This window comes from Lysinibacillus sp. KU-BSD001, assembly GCF_042920265.1.
GTDB lineage: Bacteria > Bacillota > Bacilli > Bacillales_A > Planococcaceae > Lysinibacillus_B.
Window position 1 is genome coordinate 288,853 of record NZ_JBDQZI010000003.1, and the last position, 19,347, is coordinate 308,199.

16 protein-coding genes are annotated in these 19,347 nt (G+C 38.2%); 9 read left to right on the forward strand and 7 right to left on the reverse strand.

Translation table 11 applies throughout. The features are described from left to right. Positions 1 to 6 precede the first annotated feature (6 nt). Entirely contained in the window at positions 7 to 915 is a 909-nt protein-coding gene (locus AAGS61_RS06735) for an FAD:protein FMN transferase (RefSeq protein ID WP_391369125.1), read from the forward strand. Beyond that, positions 905 to 1,483: a ferric reductase-like transmembrane domain-containing protein gene (locus AAGS61_RS06740; RefSeq protein WP_391369128.1), complete on the forward strand. Its 579-nt coding sequence runs from the start codon at positions 905 to 907 to the stop codon at positions 1,481 to 1,483. Before AAGS61_RS06735 ends, AAGS61_RS06740 begins: the two co-directional genes overlap by 11 nt. Positions 1,484 to 1,590: 107 nt before the next feature. On the opposite strand, the gene AAGS61_RS06745 is transcribed toward AAGS61_RS06740, so the two are convergent. Beyond that, positions 1,591 to 2,835 carry a sensor histidine kinase gene (locus AAGS61_RS06745; protein WP_391369131.1) on the reverse strand — a complete coding sequence of 415 codons (1,245 nt, stop codon included), beginning with the start codon at positions 2,833 to 2,835 and terminating at the stop codon, positions 1,591 to 1,593. Continuing rightward, on the reverse strand, positions 2,828 to 3,505 hold the full coding sequence (locus tag AAGS61_RS06750; RefSeq protein ID WP_391369133.1) for a response regulator transcription factor: 678 nt from the start codon (positions 3,503 to 3,505) through the stop codon (positions 2,828 to 2,830). Before AAGS61_RS06750 ends, AAGS61_RS06745 begins: the two co-directional genes overlap by 8 nt. A gap of 230 nt (positions 3,506 to 3,735) precedes the next feature. Here AAGS61_RS06750 and AAGS61_RS06755 point away from each other — a divergent pair, with 230 nt between their 5' ends. Next, positions 3,736 to 4,287, forward strand: a complete 552-nt coding sequence (locus tag AAGS61_RS06755; RefSeq protein WP_391369136.1) for a hypothetical protein — start codon at positions 3,736 to 3,738, stop codon at positions 4,285 to 4,287. Between the two features lie 117 nt (positions 4,288 to 4,404). Beyond that, a complete protein-coding gene (locus AAGS61_RS06760; RefSeq protein WP_391369139.1) occupies positions 4,405 to 5,604 on the forward strand; it encodes an iron-containing alcohol dehydrogenase in 1,200 nt (399 codons plus the stop codon). Between the two features lie 148 nt (positions 5,605 to 5,752). On the opposite strand, the gene AAGS61_RS06765 is transcribed toward AAGS61_RS06760, so the two are convergent. Genes AAGS61_RS06765 through AAGS61_RS06785 form a run of 5 tightly spaced genes read right to left on the reverse strand, consistent with a single transcriptional unit; the run spans position 5,753 to position 10,752 of the window. After that, a complete protein-coding gene (locus AAGS61_RS06765) occupies positions 5,753 to 6,520 on the reverse strand; it encodes an IclR family transcriptional regulator (protein WP_391369142.1) in 768 nt (255 codons plus the stop codon). Positions 6,521 to 6,564: 44 nt separating this feature from the next. Further along, complete coding sequence (locus AAGS61_RS06770) at positions 6,565 to 7,707, reverse strand: CaiB/BaiF CoA transferase family protein (protein ID WP_391369145.1); 1,143 nt, start codon at positions 7,705 to 7,707, stop codon at positions 6,565 to 6,567. A 13-nt stretch (positions 7,708 to 7,720) separates the two neighbouring features. Further along, positions 7,721 to 8,527, reverse strand: coding sequence for an enoyl-CoA hydratase/isomerase family protein (locus AAGS61_RS06775; protein ID WP_391369148.1), 807 nt, complete (start codon positions 8,525 to 8,527; stop codon positions 7,721 to 7,723). A 12-nt stretch (positions 8,528 to 8,539) separates the two neighbouring features. After that, a complete protein-coding gene (locus tag AAGS61_RS06780; RefSeq protein ID WP_391369151.1) occupies positions 8,540 to 9,601 on the reverse strand; it encodes an acyl-CoA dehydrogenase family protein in 1,062 nt (353 codons plus the stop codon). Further along, a complete protein-coding gene (locus AAGS61_RS06785; RefSeq protein WP_391369154.1) occupies positions 9,598 to 10,752 on the reverse strand; it encodes an acyl-CoA dehydrogenase family protein in 1,155 nt (384 codons plus the stop codon). The genes AAGS61_RS06780 and AAGS61_RS06785 overlap by 4 nt, the downstream gene beginning before the upstream one ends. A 310-nt stretch (positions 10,753 to 11,062) precedes the next feature. Here AAGS61_RS06785 and rpoN point away from each other — a divergent pair, with 310 nt between their 5' ends. From rpoN to ald, 5 genes are all read left to right on the forward strand, one after another. Beyond that, positions 11,063 to 12,409, forward strand: a complete 1,347-nt coding sequence (rpoN, locus tag AAGS61_RS06790) for an RNA polymerase factor sigma-54 (protein WP_391369157.1) — start codon at positions 11,063 to 11,065, stop codon at positions 12,407 to 12,409. Between the two features lie 342 nt (positions 12,410 to 12,751). After that, positions 12,752 to 14,182, forward strand: a complete 1,431-nt coding sequence (locus tag AAGS61_RS06795; RefSeq protein ID WP_391369160.1) for an amino acid permease — start codon at positions 12,752 to 12,754, stop codon at positions 14,180 to 14,182. Between the two features lie 94 nt (positions 14,183 to 14,276). Then, the gene (locus AAGS61_RS06800; RefSeq protein WP_391369163.1) at positions 14,277 to 15,923 is read left to right on the forward strand and encodes a sigma-54 interaction domain-containing protein; all 1,647 of its coding nucleotides are present in this window, start codon (positions 14,277 to 14,279) and stop codon (positions 15,921 to 15,923) included. A gap of 958 nt (positions 15,924 to 16,881) precedes the next feature. Further along, positions 16,882 to 18,222, forward strand: a complete 1,341-nt coding sequence (locus AAGS61_RS06805) for an aspartate aminotransferase family protein (protein WP_391369166.1) — start codon at positions 16,882 to 16,884, stop codon at positions 18,220 to 18,222. Continuing rightward, positions 18,219 to 19,346 (forward strand): alanine dehydrogenase, encoded by a 1,128-nt coding sequence (gene ald, locus AAGS61_RS06810; protein ID WP_391369168.1) that lies wholly within the window; start codon positions 18,219 to 18,221, stop codon positions 19,344 to 19,346. Before AAGS61_RS06805 ends, ald begins: the two co-directional genes overlap by 4 nt. Position 19,347 lies beyond the last annotated feature (1 nt).

A 19,347-nucleotide genomic window follows, 5' to 3' on the forward strand; every position in this document is an offset into this window, starting at 1 on the left:
AGCAGCTTGGATACTCTTTCATTAAACATAATGAATACAAACTTTTATATCGAAATTTCTGGACAGCGCAACGTAAATTGGCAAGAAAAAGTGGAGCAATGGTTATGTTATGTTGCGAAAGAATGGTCTAGGTTCGAGCAAAATAATGAGCTAGATACGTTAAATCAATTAAAAATAGGGGAAACATTGCAGCTTTCGGCTGATTTATATGATTGTTTAAAACTAGCAGATGAGTATTACATGTTAACAAATCAATTATTTTCCCCGTATTTAAAGTACGATTTAGAACGACATGGATACAATCAATCATTTCCTTTTAAAGAAGCAGCAAGGACATCCATACAAATAGATCAGACAGACGGTAAACCATTGCTGTTTTTAAATGAACAGCGCGTTTTGAAAATGGATGACCAACAAGTTGACCTAGGTGGTTTTGCAAAAGGATATGTCGTTGAAAAAATTGCACAGTGGCTACAGCATGAAGTGGCCCCTGAATACGGGATTGTTGATGGTGGGGGAGATATGAAAATGTGGTCATCAGGAGAAAAAGTATGGACCATTGGAATCGCTCATCCATCTAAAAATAACGAAGAGATGCACTATATCAAAATGAGAAACGGTGCCATTGCCACGTCAAATCGAGTGTTTAGAAGCTGGAGACAAGACGGAAAGGCAAAGCATCACTTATTAAATGGACAAACGGGAGAGGTCATCGATAGTGCTATCCTCCAAACAACGGTTGTGACAAATTCATTATGTGTAGCTGAAGTGGCAACGAAGCTTTGTTTTTTACTACATGAAGCAGATTTTCAACAATGGTTTGACAAACAGAAGCTTCCATGTGCTTGCTTTATCGTAAAAGAAGATGGAAATAGCTATTGGCTGAAAGGAGGCGAACAAATAGATGTTTCTTAGTACGTGGGAATGGATTCGATTATTAGGGTTTTTAGCGTATTTTTATTTCACTGTGTCACTTATTTTTGGCTTATTAAGAAAAACACCAGCTATCCAATCCAATAAAAACTTGTATTTTCAATTGCACCAAAATGCAGGATGGATGGGGTTTATAGCTGTTATTGCACATATGCTTTTATTAATCATTGATCAATACGAGCCGTATCAAATTGCAGAAATCTTAATACCGTTTTTATCGGACTATCATGCCGTATTTTCTGGATTTGGAACGATCGCCTTTTATTTATTTTTAATCGTCTTTGTCACATCCGATCTTTTGATTCGAAAAATGGATTTTTCCATCTGGAAGAAGGTGCATATGCTTGTTTTACCCGCTTGGATATTATCCTTGATGCATGGACTATTCATCGGAACAGATTCTAAAAATACGGTCGTCCTGCTTTTTTATGGCGCGACAGTAACAATTGTTGCCATCATGCTCCTTATACGAGTCATTAGTGAAGAGTATAAGAAAAAGGAAAAACTTCAACAAAAGAATGAGACGGCCACGAAAGCTGTAACTGAATAATGATAAACTTCCAAGGCGTTGTGTTTTTTATGAACCGTAATGTAATCGCATCTTGATTGTAGAAATAAGGCGTTACCCATTCAACGATTGAACAGGTAACGCCATTTTTAGTGTTTGATGGAAGGGAATAGGGTGCAAAATGTTGTACCTTTTCCTAACTCACTTTGTACTTGTATCATGCCGCCATGTTCTTTCACAATTGCTTCTGCAATAGACAGTCCTAGCCCTGTACCGTCTCTTTTTCGCGCAGCATCACTACGGAAAAATCGGTCAAAAATAAGAGGAAGTTCGTCTTTAGCAATACCGATCCCTGTATCTTCAACAACTATTTTGATTTTCTCATCTGTTTGTGAAAGCTTTAGAGAGATAGAGCCATGCGGTGTATATTGTACGGCATTTTCTAAAAGTATATAAATTAGCTCAATGATTTTTTTCGGATCTCCAATCAATTGGACATCCTTTTCAATGTCTGTTTGGAAAACAATTTCTTCTCGTAATGTTCGTTGAAACTTCTCGCTAATGCTTCCTAGCAAATCTGTCAGGGAGAATCTTTCTTTTTTTACTTCTAAACGATTTTGGTAATGTCGTGCTAAAAATAATAGTTTTTCTAGTAGTTCTTTCATTAGTTCAGCTTCATCTTTTAAATCTTGAATTAATTCTTTGCCAAAATCACTTACATTTTTGGATTCATCAGCTGCTAAAATATCAAGAGAGCTATAAAAAACACTGAGTGGCGTTCGTAATTCATGAGAAGCATCCGAAACGAAATTCTTTTGTTTTTCGAGCGCATTTTCAATCGGAACCATTGCTTTTCCGGCCATATAATAACTTAAAAAGCCAATAAATAAAGTAAAAATGATTACTAACACAACAAATAGCAAAAGCATCTTTTGAAAAAAATGATATTGCGATGTGGTAGATTTCCCTAAAACAATATAGCCAAGTAACTCCTCTTCAAAGTGTATCGGTTTGGATAAGAGAAGAAAATGTTCGTCATGCCAATGTAATCTCTTTACGAAACTTTCAGATGTATCTTCCACTGAATAGATGCTTTCGATTTCTTTGTATAAACCTTTATAAGTTTCATCGCCGTGAACTAACCTTTGCTCTTTTGTATAAATATAATAAAAATACAGGCGATTCGGATTAAATTCTAGTTTCCGGTCTTGATCATACATATGCTCAAAAAAGTCATGGTATTGTTCAGTATAATAGGTTTCAAGCTCTTCCATTTGCTGATGATCCATGAGTTGAACAAGTGAAAAATAAAGAATGACAAGAAAAACGAAGAAAAAGCCTAAAAAACAAGTGGAGTAAAATACAGTTAATTTTTTTCGTGTTTTCTTAAACATAGGTCGCTCTCACTCTGTAGCCGATGCCTCTAATATTTTCAATCATTGATTTTGGTCGCCCAGCATCAATTTTTTTACGAACGAGCTTTACTAATGCATCGAGGTTATTGTTCGTTATTTCATAGTCAAATCCCCAGACATGACAGTAAATTTGCTCTCGTGTTAGCACAATTCCTTTGTTGACAAAAAGATATTCTAATAAAAGAAATTCATTTTTGGTTAACACGATTTCATCCTGATCTTTAAAAAGTGTCCTTGCATTTACATCAAGTGTTAAATCATCAATTTGAATGAATTGATTAACCGGTTTATCTTTTCTTCTTAAAACAGCACGGATTCTAGCTAAAAGCTCTTCCATCTTGAATGGTTTCACGACATAATCGTCAGCCCCTGCATCTAATCCTTGAATAATGTCAGAACTATCATCTTTCGCTGTTAATATTAAAATGCCACCTGAATATCCGTTCTTTCGAGCTGCTTTACATACGTCAATACCACTTATTTCCGGCATCATCCAATCTAAAATGACAAGATCGTATTGGTCAACATGTATGTATTCTAATGCATCCTGACCATTATCGACGGCATCCACTTGGTGAAATTCTTTTTGAATAATGTGCACAATATTTTTTCTTAAACGATCATCATCTTCTGCAATTAATATTCTCAATATACTCCCACCTTTACTTCGTGATTCATATTAACATTTTATGAAAATAACATGAAATTAATCTGAAAAATAGCATCGTAAGATTAATATCTCTACTGTCTATTCTACTCTAGAAAAAAGTTTTTAACTCCATTTTCCAAAAGTAATAAATAAGGTACTGTTTTTTCAGACATATTTCATATTGATTGGTTACATTAAAGTGGACAATCGATATGAAAAGGAGCTTTTTTATGAGATATTTGAAAATACTATGCATCGCATTGACATTTATTTTTTCAATTCCGTATGGAACGACTGTATTTGCTGATGACGATTTTGAAGAGCACTATGAATATGACGACGGGCATGGTGACAGAGAAGAACACGAAGATGAGCGTTATGAGGACATAGGGGAGCTGATTGGTTGGTCTACATTGGTAACTATCGGTGTTGCAGCGTTACTATTTCCTACAAGAAAAATAATGAAGTCGGTGATTACAACATTCCCACAGTCTAAAAAGTTATATGTATCATTTACAAAGTGGTTAGGTAAATACCATATACTGATTGGAATAGCTGCCCTAGTGTTAAGTATATGTCATGGAGTGCTGATGTACTTGCACGAAGGGGAATTGGAGAGCGAAGGCATTACTGGATTAGGAGCCGTTATAATTATGGTCATCGCTGCTATCATGGGGGCGGTTTTATTTAAAAATAAAAAAGTTAAAAGTCTTCGCACAACGCATACAATTTTAGTGACTTTCGGAGTGGTTATCGTGCTTTTTCATATTTTCCTCTCCTAATGAAGTGAGTTGATTCAGCAGTTTAGTTAATACACGTTCAGCAAATACAATCATTTGACATTCTCTTCTACACTCCTTTATAAAAAGGTAAAGGGTATTTATGGGGGTAATGGGATAATGTATAAAACGTTTTGTCGGACATACCAGCACACATTAAAGTTAGCATCGAAATGGATGAACTATCGATTACCCAAAGTAGTAGAAGGGAAAAATAGTGTATTAAAGTTACCTGAGCTTGTACGAAAGCAAGGAATACATCATGTGTTAATTGTAACGGATCAAGGAATTACAGCACTTGGTTTAATGCAGCCGTTATTAGAAGGGCTTCATGCACAGCAAATTCGGTATGCAATATACGATCAAACGGTGCCTAATCCAACCATTACAAACATTGAAGAAGCATATGAACTGTATAAGCAAAGTCACTGTGAAGGGATAATAGCATTTGGTGGTGGGTCACCGATGGATTGTGCAAAAGGGGTTGCGGCACGTGTTGCACGTCCCAATTTGACTATCCCACAAATGAAAGGCTTACTTAAAATTCGAAAAGAAATGCCGCCATTTTTTGCGATTCCGACAACGGCTGGTACAGGTAGTGAAGCAACGGTGGCCGCCGTTGTGTCAAACAGTGAGACACATGAAAAGTATGCATTAATGGACCCAGTATTAATTCCGCATGTGGCCGTGCTGGATCCATTATTAACGGTAAAGCTCCCACCATTTATTACGGCGACAACGGGCATGGATGCATTAACACATGCCGTCGAAGCGTATATCGGGTTAAGCAATACGGAGGAAACGCGTCGATATAGTCGTGAAGCGGTGACGCTTATTTTTGACAATTTATATACAGCGTATAGCGATGGAGAAAATATGGAAGCACGTAAAAACATGCAAAAAGCGTCCTACTTAGCAGGTGTTGCATTTACCCGTGCTTATGTAGGAAATGTCCATGCCATTGCCCATACACTTGGTGGTTTTTACGGTGTTCCACATGGCTTAGCAAATGCCGTATTATTACCATACTTACTTGAGTTTTATGGGGAGACGGTGCATAAACCGTTAGCCGAGCTGGCGGATGTCATCGGCATCGGGGCATCTTATCAGTCGGTAGCCCAAAAATCGACGGCATTTATTGAAGCAATTAAACAACTAAATCGAGATATGCACATTCCAGACAAAATCGAAGGCATTGTAAACCGTGATATCCCTTTAATGGTGGAGCGTGCGTTAAAAGAAGCAAACCCACTATACCCCGTGCCTAAAATTATGAATAAAGATGAAATGTTTTATATATACCAAATCATTCAGCCTTAAATAAAATATTTGTGAATTTACTCGTTATAAGTTATTAAAATAAAAGCCTAGTCAATCTAATTGTTTAAACCCGCATATCACAATGTTAGAGAAAATCTAACAAGTGATATGCGGGTTAAAGGCTTACTTTTTGGTGAGCTGTTGTCTATTAATACAGCTGCTTTTCGATATCAGCGGCAGCTTTTTTGATTTGATCGATTAATTGTTGTTCACTATAATCGTTGTACCGGACTTCCGGAATAACGATTGTAATAGAAGCTAAAATATGATGCGAGGCGTTTAAAATAGGGGCGGTTACGGAACATGCACCACGTACGCGTTCGCCTCGACTTTTAGCATAGCGTTGCTTTCGAATGTCCTCTAGCTCTTGCAAAAGCTGTTCCTTTGATAACACGGTCTCATGTGTAATAGGCTCCAGTGTTATATTGTCAATGTAGCGTTCTACATTAGGCATAAACGCTAACAATGTTTTCGACGAGGCCCCTGCATAAAGAGGAGATGTATCACCTACAAACATTTTAGTAGAGAGTGGGTAGGTTGAATCGTAATTTAAAATACATCTTCTTTCGAGGCCGTCAATTATATTCATCGAAACACTTTCACCGATTTCCTCATTTAGCTTTTTAAGTATAGGCTCCGCTACAATGATTAAACTTGACTCTTCCTTCACTAAATTGCCTAAATATAATAGCGAATGCCCCAGCTGGTAGCGCTTTGTTCGTTCATCTTTATGCAAAAATCCTTCGTACACAAAGGTGGATACGAAGCGTTGTAAACTTGAAATCGTAATCCCAGTCTTTTTACTTAACTCTGTTAAAGAAAGGCTAGGCTCCTCTTTCGTGAAAGCTTTTAACACTTTAATCGCTTTGTGTAGCGACGACATTGTATAGTTTTTTTCGAATGTTTCTTTTTTCATCTCGTCACCTACTCAAACAAAATTACTTTTATTATAGCGTACTTTTATTTTGCAAGAGAGGGTTTTTGAAATTGCTCTGTATGCTCACCAAGCACGGGGGGAGCTAACTTATATTGCACATTTAAGTTTGAAAATTGTAATGGATTTTTGATGAATTTTACTTTCCCATATTGCGGATGCTCAATTTCTCCAACCATATCGCGTGCGATAAATTGAGGTTGCTCCAATGCTTCGGCAATGGTATTCACACGCCCACCTGGTATTTTGAATTGTTGCAATAGCTCAATCCATTCGTCACGTGTTTTGGTCATTGTAATGTTTGTAATCATCTCCACAAGTACAGATTCGTGTTGTTTTCTTAACGAGTTTGTAAGGAAGCGTTCATCTGTAGCCCATTCCTCATGCCCAAGTACGGTACAAAGCTTGTGGAACTGTGCATCTGTTCCTGCGCAAATCATTAATAAGCCATCCGCACAATGGAATACTTGATAAGGGGCTACGTTATTATGACGATTGCCAAGTCGTTCAGAAACAAACTCAGTATTTACATAAGCACTGGCTACATTTGCTAAGCTGCTCATTTGTACATCGAGTAAAGATAAATCGATAAATTGCCCTTCATTTGTTTGGTCGCGCATACGAAGAGCGGCTAACACCCCCATGACAACATAATGAGAGGTTAAAATATCTGCAATGGGTACTCCGACCTTTGTAGGCTCTCCACCAGGACTACCTGTGACATCCATTAATCCGCTCATTGCTTGAATGACAGGATCGAAGCCCGGTTCATAGGCAAGGGGGCCCGTTTGACCAAACCCTGTGACCGCACAATGGATAAGGCGCGGATTTATTTGTTTTAATTGTTCGTACCCAAGCCCCATGCGCGCCATATCACCTGTTTTAAAGTTTTCCAGTAAGATATCCGCGTCCTTTACTAATTCTTTGAATTGTTCGCGTCCTTCTTCGGATTTTAAGTTGATCGTAATCGATTTTTTATTTCGATTGGCACATAGGTAATACGTACTTTGATCATGAATGAAAGGTCCCCAGTCCCGCATACTGTCAGAGCCATTTGGGTGCTCAACACGAATGACCTCTGCGCCTAAATCCGCAAGTATCATTGACCCAGCAGGTGCCGCATAAACACGGGATAAATCTAAAACTTTAATATTTTCAAGCGGTTGCATGATGAAGACCTCCTTATTTGTAAATAGGTTTGCGTTTTTCTACTACAGCATTTACACCTTCTTTGAAGTCATCGAGCTCTGTCACGATGGCCATTTGGGATGAGATGTAGTCTAAGGCTGAGCGTAAGTCCATTTTTTGACTTTGATAGACAGCCCGTTTAATAAAACGAAGCGTTGTTTGTGGGCGATTCGCTAATTCTTTAGCGTAATTCCATGTATATTGATCGAGCTCCTCGTCGTCCACAACAAATGTGACAATGCCCATATCTTTTGCTTCGTCCGCTGTTAAAACGCGTGCTGTCCAAAATAAATCGAGTGCTTTATCTAAACCGATTAGTTTCGGTAAGTAGTAAGCACCGCCATCTCCTGGAACAATCGCCACATTGATATAGCTTTCAGAAATTTTAGTAGATTTGGCAGCAATCCGAATATCACACATGAGGGCCATATCGAGTCCGGCGCCCATTGCAAAGCCATGCACTTGAGCGATAACGGGTTTATCAATTTCTTCTAAGAGAAGGGGGATACGCTGAATTTTTTTCCATAATGAATTTTTTCGGGCTAAGCCTGTTGAAGAAATATCTTCCTCACTTTTAAAGAATCCTTCCCCAGCTTGCATCGCCTTAATGTCTCCTCCCGCACAGAACGATTTACCGTTTCCTTTGACGATAACAACACGAATGTCATCATCATCTCGAATCATTTCTAATGATTGAATCCATTGTGTAATCATTTCTTCACTGAACGCGTTATATGCTTCAGGGCGGTTTAATGTAATCGTTGCGATATGATCTTGCACTTCAAATAATAAATCAGTCATGTTCATCTCTCCTTATAAAGTAACGGTATTTTTTGAATCAGTTAAGTACGTCCACAGACTATCACTGCCATTTTCTAATAATTCGGTTGCTAACACATCGCTCCAGTATGCGCTAGTTGCTCCTTCATCACGCCAAGCCCATAGTCTGCGTGTATATTGATGGAGGCTATGTTCATGTGTTGTCCCAATCGCCGCATGTACTTGATGAGCAATCGCCGCTACTGCTGTAATGGCTTCTTCCATGCGAAGACAAGCATAGGCTACTTCATTTTTATGCGTATTAGAAAGTAAAGCAGCGGTAAAGTTATTAAAAGCGGCTAGTGAGATAGCTGTCTCACCAGCGAGCTGCACAATATGCTGCTGCACTAATTGGAATCGGTGAATTGGTCGACCGAATTGCTCGCGTTCTTTTGTATATTGAATCGTTAGTTCATTCGTTTTATCAATGGCTCCTGCCATTAAAGCCAATTTAATAGCGGTTTCTAAAGTAGTGATATAATGAATTTGATCCGCCGTTAATACGTTGGATACTTGTGAGACGGTTACATTGTGAAATGTGACAGTATCGCGCGGCTCACTAGCTAAGTTCGTATGATGTGTAATCTCTGCTTCACTTAAGCTCACTTCTACTAAACGCATACCTTCTCCGCTATTGGCGATCGTGACTAAGCGATTCATATGTCTTGCCCAGTTCACGTTGAGCGCTGTACCGCTTAATTGATTATTTTCTAGCGTAAATGCTTGATTGGTAGAAACCATATAAGTCGCCAACTCTTCAACAATATTTAAATTTGCATATTCTAATAGATAATTAGCAAAGGTATTTTCTGCAAATGGAATCGGGACGGCGTATTTGCCTGTTAAGCGAATGATGTTTAATAAATCGTCTAAATCGCCACCTGCACCGCCATTTTCCTCGGAAATGGCTACAACTGTCATACCGTTTTCTTCAAATAGCTCCCATACTTCAGGGGACCACTTTCCTTGCTCAACTATATCGACTAAATCTTTATCTACATTTTCTTTTACCATCCGTTCGACAACGTCCAAAATCATATCTTTCATTTCACTCATTGTGCTACAACTCCTTTCGCCACTATACCGTATAGAACCTCTGACGTACCGCCACGTATTGTAAAACCAGGTGCATGTAAAATCGATTGAGCCATAAAGCGATCAATTTTTCTTTCCGCATCAAGCCTTGGATACGTTTGTACAAGCAATCGTGTAATTTCAGGGATGCTTTGTTCAAATTTCGTTCCAACTGCTTTTATTAAAGCCGCTGGAATCGAGACGTCATCGCCTTTACCTGAATCTAATAATTGTGCTACACCAATTGCGAGGTTGCGGAGTCCCCATAAACGCGCAATGATTTTCGAGGCTTGCTTTAAACCTTCTTTGTTGTTTTGACGTTTTAGCTCTTGAATTAATTCATCCATTAACGGAAATGTACTTAAAATTCGCTCAGGACCACTGCGCTCAAATGCGAGCTCAGCTAATCCTTGCGCCCATCCATTTCCTAACTCTCCGACGACCATGTTATCTGGTACAAAAACATTTTCAAAGAATACTTCATTGTAATGATGCTCGCCTGTTAAAAATTTAATCGGTACAATCGTAATGCCTTCCGCTTTTAAATCCACAATGAGTTGACTTAAGCCTGCGTGTTTATTTTTTCCATCGAATGGAGTAGTACGTACTAAAGTGACCATGTAGTCGCATAAATGAGCATTACTCGTCCAAATTTTTTGCCCATTCACAATCCATCCGCCTTCTACTTTTTCTGCTCGCGTACTGACGGAAGCTAAGTCAGAACCACTATTCGGTTCACTTAAGCCAATGCCGAAGTAACATTCACCTTTAATAATTTTTGGCAGGAAAAATGCGCGTTGTTCTTCCGTCCCAAAGCGAAGTAGAAGGGGACCTGTTTGTCGATCAGCAAACCAATGAGCCGCAACAGGTGCACCAATCGCTAAAAACTCCTCTGTTAAAATATAGCGATCAATGGTGCTGCGTTCTTGCCCACCATATTTTTTGGGCCACGTCATGCCGATCCAGCCTTGTTCCCCAATTAATTTTGAAAATGCTGGATCATCTCCACTTAACCATGAGTCACATTTTGGAATGAATGTCCCTTTCTTTAACTCGTTTTGTAAAAAACTTCGAACTTCTAAACGGAATTGTTGTTGTTCTTCTGTAAATTGCACAGTTGGCAATTGCAACATAGTAAAGCTCCCCCTCTTTTTACCGTATTGTAATAACTATTACTTTATATGTGTATTTTATAATCAAAATTAGTAAACGGTCAAATGTTTTTTAGAAAAATCTGAATTTTTTTATTTTTAGAATATATGTATGTTCGAGAATTACGCGGCAGTAGGGGAGAATTTTTTGTTTAAGAGAGGGATTTAACGGTATTTGGGATCGTTTAATTGCATAAAGGTGAAAAAAATAAAAAGGTTTTTTTAGAAAAAAATTGAAATTTAAAGAAATAGATTGTTATGATGTAGAAAATATTGTTTGGAGGTATGTGGAATGCAAATGATGATCAACACTTCACAGCAAGTAACGCAAGTTTTAACGGCACAGCTGATGCAACACTTAGAAATACTCCAATATTCTAGCAACGAATTAGAGCAATACATTTATGAAAAGGCAAACGAAAATCCACTATTAATCGTTGAAGATGCGAAAGTGAAAAAGAATTATGAGGAAATTATGAAACTAGCATCGATCCCTTCTAATCCAACGAGTAGAAAGGCATATACCCCTCATGACCCATCATTTAATTTTATAGAAATGCAGCTTGCTCAAAAGGAAAGTTATGAAAATTATTTATTAGAGCAAATACCACTGCACAAAAATTTAAGTCCAATCGATTTGAAGATTTTAACTTTTTTAATTCAATCATTGGATGAGCGGTTATTTTTAGATGTGGATTTAACAGTAGTTGCTCACCAATTTAAAACGACATATGCCCATGTCGAAGTGTTACTCCAATTACTGCAAACATTTGAACCGATTGGTGTAGGCGCGCGAAATTTTAAAGAATATTTACTCATTCAAGTCGATCAAGATTTGTTGGCACCTGCACTAGCCATTCCATTTATTTCGAATGATTTAGAGCTCGTATCGACACAATCGTTTAAGCAATTAAGTAGAAAATATAAATGTAAGATGGACGAAGTAAAAAAAACGGTTGCCTATATTCAAAGGTTAAAACCGATAGTAACAGAGGATCAGTTTGAAAAGATTCCTTATGTGTTTCCAGATGTAGAAGTCAAACAAGTAGAGGGTGAATGGATTGTATTGTTAAATGATCATCATTTACCATCCGTTTCCATTAACGAAAGCTATGTACGTCTTTTAAAAAATGATGCCAATCATAAATATTACTATAAGCAGTCGATGAAAGATGCTCTTGCGTTAATACAAGGAATTGAGCAACGCGATAAAACAATTTATGAGTTAATTCGTATGTTACTAGAAATACAGGCTGACTTTTTTAGTACAGGAATGGAAGCGTTAAAACCGATGCGCTTAAAGGATATTGCGGATCAATTGCATGTCCATGAATCTACTATTAGTCGTGCGATTCGCGGGAAGTATATTCAAGTGCCACATGGTATATATGCGCTACAATCCTTATTTACAAAAGGCTTAATTAATGCGTCAGGGAAAATGGATTCCGTCATTTATGTAAAAAAACGAATTAAACAATTAATCGAAAATGAAAACAAACAGCGCCCGTTAGCAGATCAGCATATTACGCAAATTTTATGTGAAGAAGGGATTCAAATCTCAAGAAGAACAGTAGCGAAGTATCGTGAAGAGATGAATATTGTCAGCTCGTTTAATCGGGTCCATGATAGCGTTGTGTGAAATTGCATATTTTGATGTGTTTTTGCATCGTTGTTGATGGAAAACATCATTTCTCGATTATTGTCTATCCAAACTAGATGCTGTACACATACTCGTGCTACTAAAGAAAACACTAGTGTAAAATCTTTTAGCATATGAATGGAGTATAGACTTGTTAGACCCCCATAGATTTAAAAAAATACAAAATAAAATGCATCATAGGGTAATAAAGTTTGTTTAATTTTAATTTTTTTTGTTCTTTAAGTAGATTTTGGCATCGAAGTTGCTTGTTAAACATTAAGGCGTTGTCTAGATGTGAAGAGCTAGCAACTGTCAACATACTAAATATTAAGGGGTGGTTTAATGGGGGCGTTACAAAAATCACTAAAGTCACGGCACATTACAATGATTTCGATTGGTGGGGTAATTGGTACAGGATTATTTGTTGGAACAGGTAAAAATATTTTAAGTACAGGTCCAGCTGCAGTCGTATCATATGCCATTGCGTGTTTGCTCATTGTCTTAATTATGCAAATGGTAGGGGAAATGGCTTCGGGAGAAATAGCGATGGGAGAGAAATCGAATGGTTCTGCCGAGCTCGGTTCATTTGCGTCTTATGCAGGGAAATATATTGGCCCATGGGCAGGTTTTACAGTAGGATGGCTTTATTGGGCGAGTTGGGTATTTATCGTTGGTTTAGAAGCGGCATTAATTGGTGGTATACTGAACGGATGGTTCCCTTTTATCCCAGTATGGGCAGGTGGCGTCGGTATTACATTGTTAATGACGATTATCAATATATATTCTGTTAAATCATTTGGAGAGTTTGAGTATTGGCTATCATTTGTTAAGGTGACGGCAATTATTGTATTTTTAGTTGTTGGTACAGCAATGATTTTAGGCATTTGGCCAAACTATGAACCACAGGGGCTAGGTATTTTAACAGCGTATGGTGGATTTGCACCAAACGGGATTGTCCCGATCTTAACGGCTATTGTTTTTGTTATCTTCTCTATTTGTGGGGCAGAGGTAGCGGCAATAGCGGCTGCTGAATCAGAAAATCCAGCAAAAAATATTGTGACAGCTATTCGGAATGTTGTCTTCCGTCTAGGATTGTTTTTCGTAGGCTCAGTGGCGATCATGGTCATGATTTTACCTTGGAATGATATGGATAACTTAGCGGCACCTTATGCTAATATTTTATCAATGGCGGGCTTGCCAATTGCGGCCCAAATTATACAAGTTGTCATTTTCGTCTCGTTAATATCTGTATTAAATTCTGCACTGTATACGAGCTCTCGTATGCTACTAGAAATGTCGAGACAAGGAGATGCACCGAAAATTTTCTCGCAAATTAAAAACAAACGTGGTGCACCTGTTCCAGCAATTATCGGGAGTACAGTCGTTGCATATATTTGTGCCATGTTATACTTTGTTTCACCAGACGTTATTTTCTATTTTCTTGGAAACTGTGTAGGTGGACTAATGATCGCGGTATATATCTTTATCGCGATTTCACAAATTCGTTTCCGGAAACATTATAATCAAGTTTCTGGAAAGCCGTTAGCGATTAAAATGTGGGCATTTCCATACTTATCATATGTAACGATTGCGCTATTAGCTGTTGTGTACTTATGTCAGATGCTCATTGAATCTTTACGTGCGCAGTTCTATTTAAGTACAGGGGTACTCGTCGGTTCAATCGTGCTGTTTTTCCTTATGAAAAAATTATCTTCTCCTGTTTCTGAAAAATCTGAAAACATAGAGGAGAATTTAACACCTGAATCGAATTAGATTTTAAGAACTGAACTAGATAGATGATGAATACCCTTAGATAGTTTATCTATCTAAGGGTATTCAAATTTTGCATGATAGGATGTGGCAAAGGTTGAAATCACTAGAATTATATAAAAAGGAACATTTTTTCGTTGTGAATAATGATGAAATTACAATTTCTAGCCAACTTCCACTCGAGTTGATGAACAAAATTGTGAACAATTATAAAAAGGGTATCGAAATATACGAAGCAGAAGGTTACTTAGTGCATGTAGTTGAATCGACAAAAGGCACCCTATTTACTTTAAGGCCTTTGCAATCATTAAGTGATATACACGCTATCACACGATTATCTAAAAACGTGCTGAATTCCATTTCTGAGGGAATCACTATTTGTGATCGCAACGGGAAAATTTTATTTCAAAACGATATTGATATTGAAATAGTAGGCATTAATTTAATGGGTAGGTATGCGAAGGACGTCATCGAAGAAGGTATAATGAGTGATTCTATTTCTTTAAAAGTGATTGAACTGAAAGAAAAAGTCACCATTTTGCAAACGTTCATGAATGGTAGATGCTTTTTAGTCACAGGTAAACCGATATTTGATTCGGAAGGGACTTTACAATATGTTGTAGCGATTACTCGTGATATGACACAGCTAAAGCGTCTAGAGTCAGAAGTACAAAAGCTAGAAATTCAAAATGAAAACTTCAAAAATAAAATCCATGCGTTACATCATAAAGAATCAATGAAACCGAGCTTAATTGCGATATCTCCAGCTATGATACAAGTCGTCAAACGAGTAATGCGTGTGGCTGAAGTAGATTCAACGATTTTAATTGGTGGAGAATCTGGGGTAGGGAAAGAAGAAATTACGAAACTCATCCATGCGAATAGTAGAAGAAGCGATGAGCAAATGCTGACAATCAATTGTAGTGCCATTCCTGAAACACTGCTTGAATCGGAGCTTTTTGGTTATGAAGCAGGGTCCTTTACAGGTGCCGTTAAAGGAGGGAAGCTTGGACTATTTGAAATTGCTTCAGGTGGAACGATTTTTCTAGATGAAATTGGGGAGATGTCTTTACCATTGCAAGCTAAATTGTTACGGGTGCTACAAGAATCTGAAGTTCAGCGGATCGGGAGCACAAAGCCTATTCCGATTGATGTTCGGATTATAGCTGCTACGAATAGAAATTTAGAAGATATGGTAAGACAAGGTCTCTTTAGAGAAGATTTATATTATCGATTAAATATTATTCCGATTGATATTCCTCCTTTGCGTGAAAGGCGAGAGGATATTATCCCGATGATCAATCATTTTGTAGCACTGATTGAAGAAAAATACGGTATTCATCGCACAATCGATAGTAGGGCATTAAAGATGTTAGAACAATATAATTGGCCAGGTAATGTAAGGCAATTAAAAAATATGGTCGAACGTATTTGTTTACTCGCTACACAACCAGAAATTGGGGTCAATGTGATACAAGAAGAATTAGACAAGAGTATGTTGATTACTAAAAATAAAGAAAATCATCGCGAACGAAACGAGTGCATGGAAAAGCCCATGCTTGATCATTACGCTGGAACACTTAAAGAGCAGGTGGCTATGTTTGAAAAGGAAGTGATTAAAAAAGCGTTATCTGAAAGTAAAAGTGTGCGACAAGCAGCCAAAGTGCTAGGCTGTGATCAATCCACCTTAGTTCGTAAAATTCAACGGTATAAATTAATGAAGCAAGTATCGTATGAGGAATGATAAAATGATGTGTTTTTGCATCACATATGCGTAACTACATCAAAGAATGCAATTACGCATTACGGATAATGAATTATTACGAATTAATAAGCAAAATTGCATCATAAAAATGGCTCTTCACCCAAATATGTACCTGACCGTACATTCCACTACGGGCGGTCGCTTTCCGTTCAAGGTTATCCCGCAGGAAGCTTTGTTCTGTAGCAAAAGGCGAATGTCTTCAGCTACACTTGCTGCCCGTCACTTCATGTGCTTTTAGAGTGCTGCTCTTTTTAATTAAGAACTCATAATGAGCAAATTCTGAAACAGATATTACCATTTAAGTAACCGTTGCTTTCCGCTCCGGCACTCGCTTTCCACGGGCGAGATCAAGCCTCCTCGTCGCTCATCCTTCGCTCCTGTGGGGTCTTGATTGTCTCGCTTTTCCCGTAGGAGTCTCGTGCCTCCGCTACAAGCAACTATTGTTCAATACAATAATCGGTTGCTTAAAAATAATGAAAGATTCTCATTCATTACGGTAGAGGCTGGGCGGTTATAAGTGCAAACGAAAAGAAAATGATTTCTTTTAGCGAAGGTAAATACTTGTTTAGAATATTAAGAAGTATTCACCTTTGCCGTAGCGCGCCATCGCCACAGGAGCCGTAACAGGAGATCCAAACAGGCCCCGCCTGTTTTAGCTCCTGTGTAGGCTGTGGCAAAGCGTGGAGGCTGCGATACTACTCTCTTACTAATTCTCTAATATGTTTAGGATATATTTTTACTTATTACAAGTATATAAAAGTACAGTTTATTCTTTACAGAAGTAAGTGCCTTTTGCATTTGCATTTGCGGTTGGCGAAAATGCTTTCCGATCAGAATAAATAAAAAAATTCATAAAAAAATCATTTTTATAAACAGTTGGCACGATAATTGCTTCTATAACAATGTAAAAACTTTTTTAGAAAGAGGGTTGGTTACATTGACGATTCAATTAAAAGAAGATTTAAAAAAATTAGATCAAAAGCATTTTCTGCACCCGACTACATCTGTTGCACAACAGCAACTGGATGGACCAGCAGCAATTTTTACAGAAGGTAAAGGGATTTATTTAAAGGATATAGAAGGCAAAACGTACATTGATGGGATGTCCTCTTTATGGAATGTAAACATAGGGCACGGTCGCGAGGAAATGGCCGAAGTCGCAAAAGAACAAATGGCTAAGCTAGCATTCAGTTCATGCTTTGCAACATTTAGTAATGAACCAGCTATTTTATTGGCAACGAAAATTGCCGAATTAGCACCAGGTGATTTAAACACGGTATTTTTCACGTCAGGTGGCTCTGAATCAAATGATACAGCAATTAAATTAGCGCGTCATTACTGGTTACTAAAAGGCCAACCGCAACGCCAAAAAATTATTTCCCGTACGCATTCTTATCATGGTGTAGCAATGGGTGCAACAAATGCAACGGGATTACAAGCATTTCGTGATTTTACGAATTCACCTGCACCTGACTTCCATTATGTTTATAAAGATTCACCACAGCATTTACGTGAAACAATTGAAGCTTTAGGACCTGAAACGGTAGCAGCGTTTATTTCTGAACCAGTACAAGGGGCAGGAGGCGTAAATGTTCCACAAAAAGATTATTTTAAAGAAATTCGCCAAATTTGTGATGAATACGGCATTTTATTTATCGCGGATGAAGTGATTACTGGATTTGGTCGTACGGGGAAAATGTTCGGCATGGAGCATTTTGGGGTAGTACCGGATATGATGTCATTTGCTAAAGGCGTATCAAGTGGATATGTCCAGTTAGGCGGTGTCATTATTTCCGAAAAGATGCATAAAGATTTTTGTGAATTATCCAAAGGGACATTAATGCATGGTTATACGTATAGCGGGCATGCCTTAGCTTGTCGAATTGGGCTAAAAAACATTGAAATTGTTGAGCAAGAAGGATTAGTTGAAAATGCAGCTAAAATGGGCGACGCACTGCTCGAAGGCTTTAAAATGCTCCAAGAAAAGTATGACTTTATTAGCGGTGTACGTACGTTTGGCTTACTAGGAGCAATTGAATTAACAAAGAGTCGTGAAACGGGCGAGTTATTTGATACGCCACTAAGCCCGATTTTTGTACAGGAAACGATGAAGCGCGGGCTCATTTTAAGAACGGTCACATACGATCAGGACACAGTCGTATTCTCTCCGCCGTTAATATTATCAAAAGCAGAAGTAGATGAAATGTTACGTATATTAGATGAAACATTTGAATATGTACAAAAAAATTATGTTCAGAAAGAGGCGAAGGTTAAATGATTATTGGGATCCCTAAAGAAGTAAAAAATAATGAAAATCGAGTGGCGATGACACCAAGTGGGGTTTTTGAATTAGTAAAAAACGGTCATACGGTAAAAGTGGAGACAGATGCAGGGCTTAGCAGTGGCTTTACGAATGAAGCTTATCAAGAAGTAGGGGCTGAAATTGTGGGCTCGGCTAAGGAAGCATGGGATGTAGAAATGGTCATCAAAGTGAAAGAGCCGTTACCAGAAGAATATGGCTTCTTTAAGAAAGATTTAATCGTATTTACGTATTTACATTTAGCACCAGAGCCAGAGTTAACAAAGCAGTTAATGGAAAAAGGCGTTACAGCCATTGCTTATGAAACTATTCAATTACCAAACGGGGCGCTACCGTTATTGATGCCAATGAGCGAGGTAGCGGGTCGTATGTCGGTACAGTTAGGGGCTCATTTTTTAGAGAAGCATGAAGGTGGGAAAGGGATCTTGTTAGGGGGAGTGCCAGGTGTACCGCCAGCGAAAGTAGTCATTGTAGGTGGCGGAATTGTTGGAACGAATGCGGCTAAAATGGCTGTTGGTGCAGGAGCAGAGGTCACAATCTTAGACACAAACATAGAGCGTCTTCGCCAATTAGATGATCAATTTTCAGGCCGTTTAAAGACGCGCATGTCTAACACATTTAATATTGCGGAAGAAGTGAAAGAGGCTGATTTATTAATTGGTGCGGTATTAATTCCAGGGGCACGTGCACCACGTCTAGTGACAGAGACAATGGTGCAAGAAATGCCAAAGGGATCGGTTATTATTGATGTCGCGATTGACCAAGGCGGCTCGATTGAGACGATTGATCGCATTACAACACATAGTCATCCGGTATATGAGAAACACGGCGTTCTTCATTATGCTGTAGCGAATATTCCAGGTGCAGTAGCTCGTACTTCTACGATTGCTTTAACGAATGTCACGGTACCTTATGCATTGCAAATCGCAAATAAAGGCTATAAAACAGCGGCCATGGATAATGAGGCGTTAGCGAAAGGAATCAATGTCACGAGTGGAAAGATCACATGTGAAGCTGTAGCGAAAGCACATAATTTGCTATATACACCATTAAAAGAGTTATTCCAAACTGTAGCAGTGTAAA

What these genes read in the sequence shown, in the direction of transcription:
- AAGS61_RS06740 (WP_391369128.1), top strand. Translation starts at nt 905, where the DNA reads ATGTTTCTTAGTACGTGGGAATGGATTCGATTATTAGGGTTTTTAGCG.
- AAGS61_RS06745 (WP_391369131.1), bottom strand. Translation starts at nt 2,835, where the DNA reads ATGTTTAAGAAAACACGAAAAAAATTAACTGTATTTTACTCCACTTGT.
- AAGS61_RS06755 (WP_391369136.1), top strand. Translation starts at nt 3,736, where the DNA reads ATGAGATATTTGAAAATACTATGCATCGCATTGACATTTATTTTTTCA.
- AAGS61_RS06760 (WP_391369139.1), top strand. Translation starts at nt 4,405, where the DNA reads ATGTATAAAACGTTTTGTCGGACATACCAGCACACATTAAAGTTAGCA.
- AAGS61_RS06765 (WP_391369142.1), bottom strand. Translation starts at nt 6,520, where the DNA reads ATGAAAAAAGAAACATTCGAAAAAAACTATACAATGTCGTCGCTACAC.
- AAGS61_RS06770 (WP_391369145.1), bottom strand. Translation starts at nt 7,707, where the DNA reads ATGCAACCGCTTGAAAATATTAAAGTTTTAGATTTATCCCGTGTTTAT.
- AAGS61_RS06775 (WP_391369148.1), bottom strand. Translation starts at nt 8,527, where the DNA reads ATGACTGATTTATTATTTGAAGTGCAAGATCATATCGCAACGATTACA.
- AAGS61_RS06780 (WP_391369151.1), bottom strand. Translation starts at nt 9,601, where the DNA reads ATGAGTGAAATGAAAGATATGATTTTGGACGTTGTCGAACGGATGGTA.
- AAGS61_RS06785 (WP_391369154.1), bottom strand. Translation starts at nt 10,752, where the DNA reads ATGTTGCAATTGCCAACTGTGCAATTTACAGAAGAACAACAACAATTC.
- rpoN (WP_391369157.1), top strand. Translation starts at nt 11,063, where the DNA reads ATGCAAATGATGATCAACACTTCACAGCAAGTAACGCAAGTTTTAACG.
- AAGS61_RS06795 (WP_391369160.1), top strand. Translation starts at nt 12,752, where the DNA reads ATGGGGGCGTTACAAAAATCACTAAAGTCACGGCACATTACAATGATT.
- ald (WP_391369168.1), top strand. Translation starts at nt 18,219, where the DNA reads ATGATTATTGGGATCCCTAAAGAAGTAAAAAATAATGAAAATCGAGTG.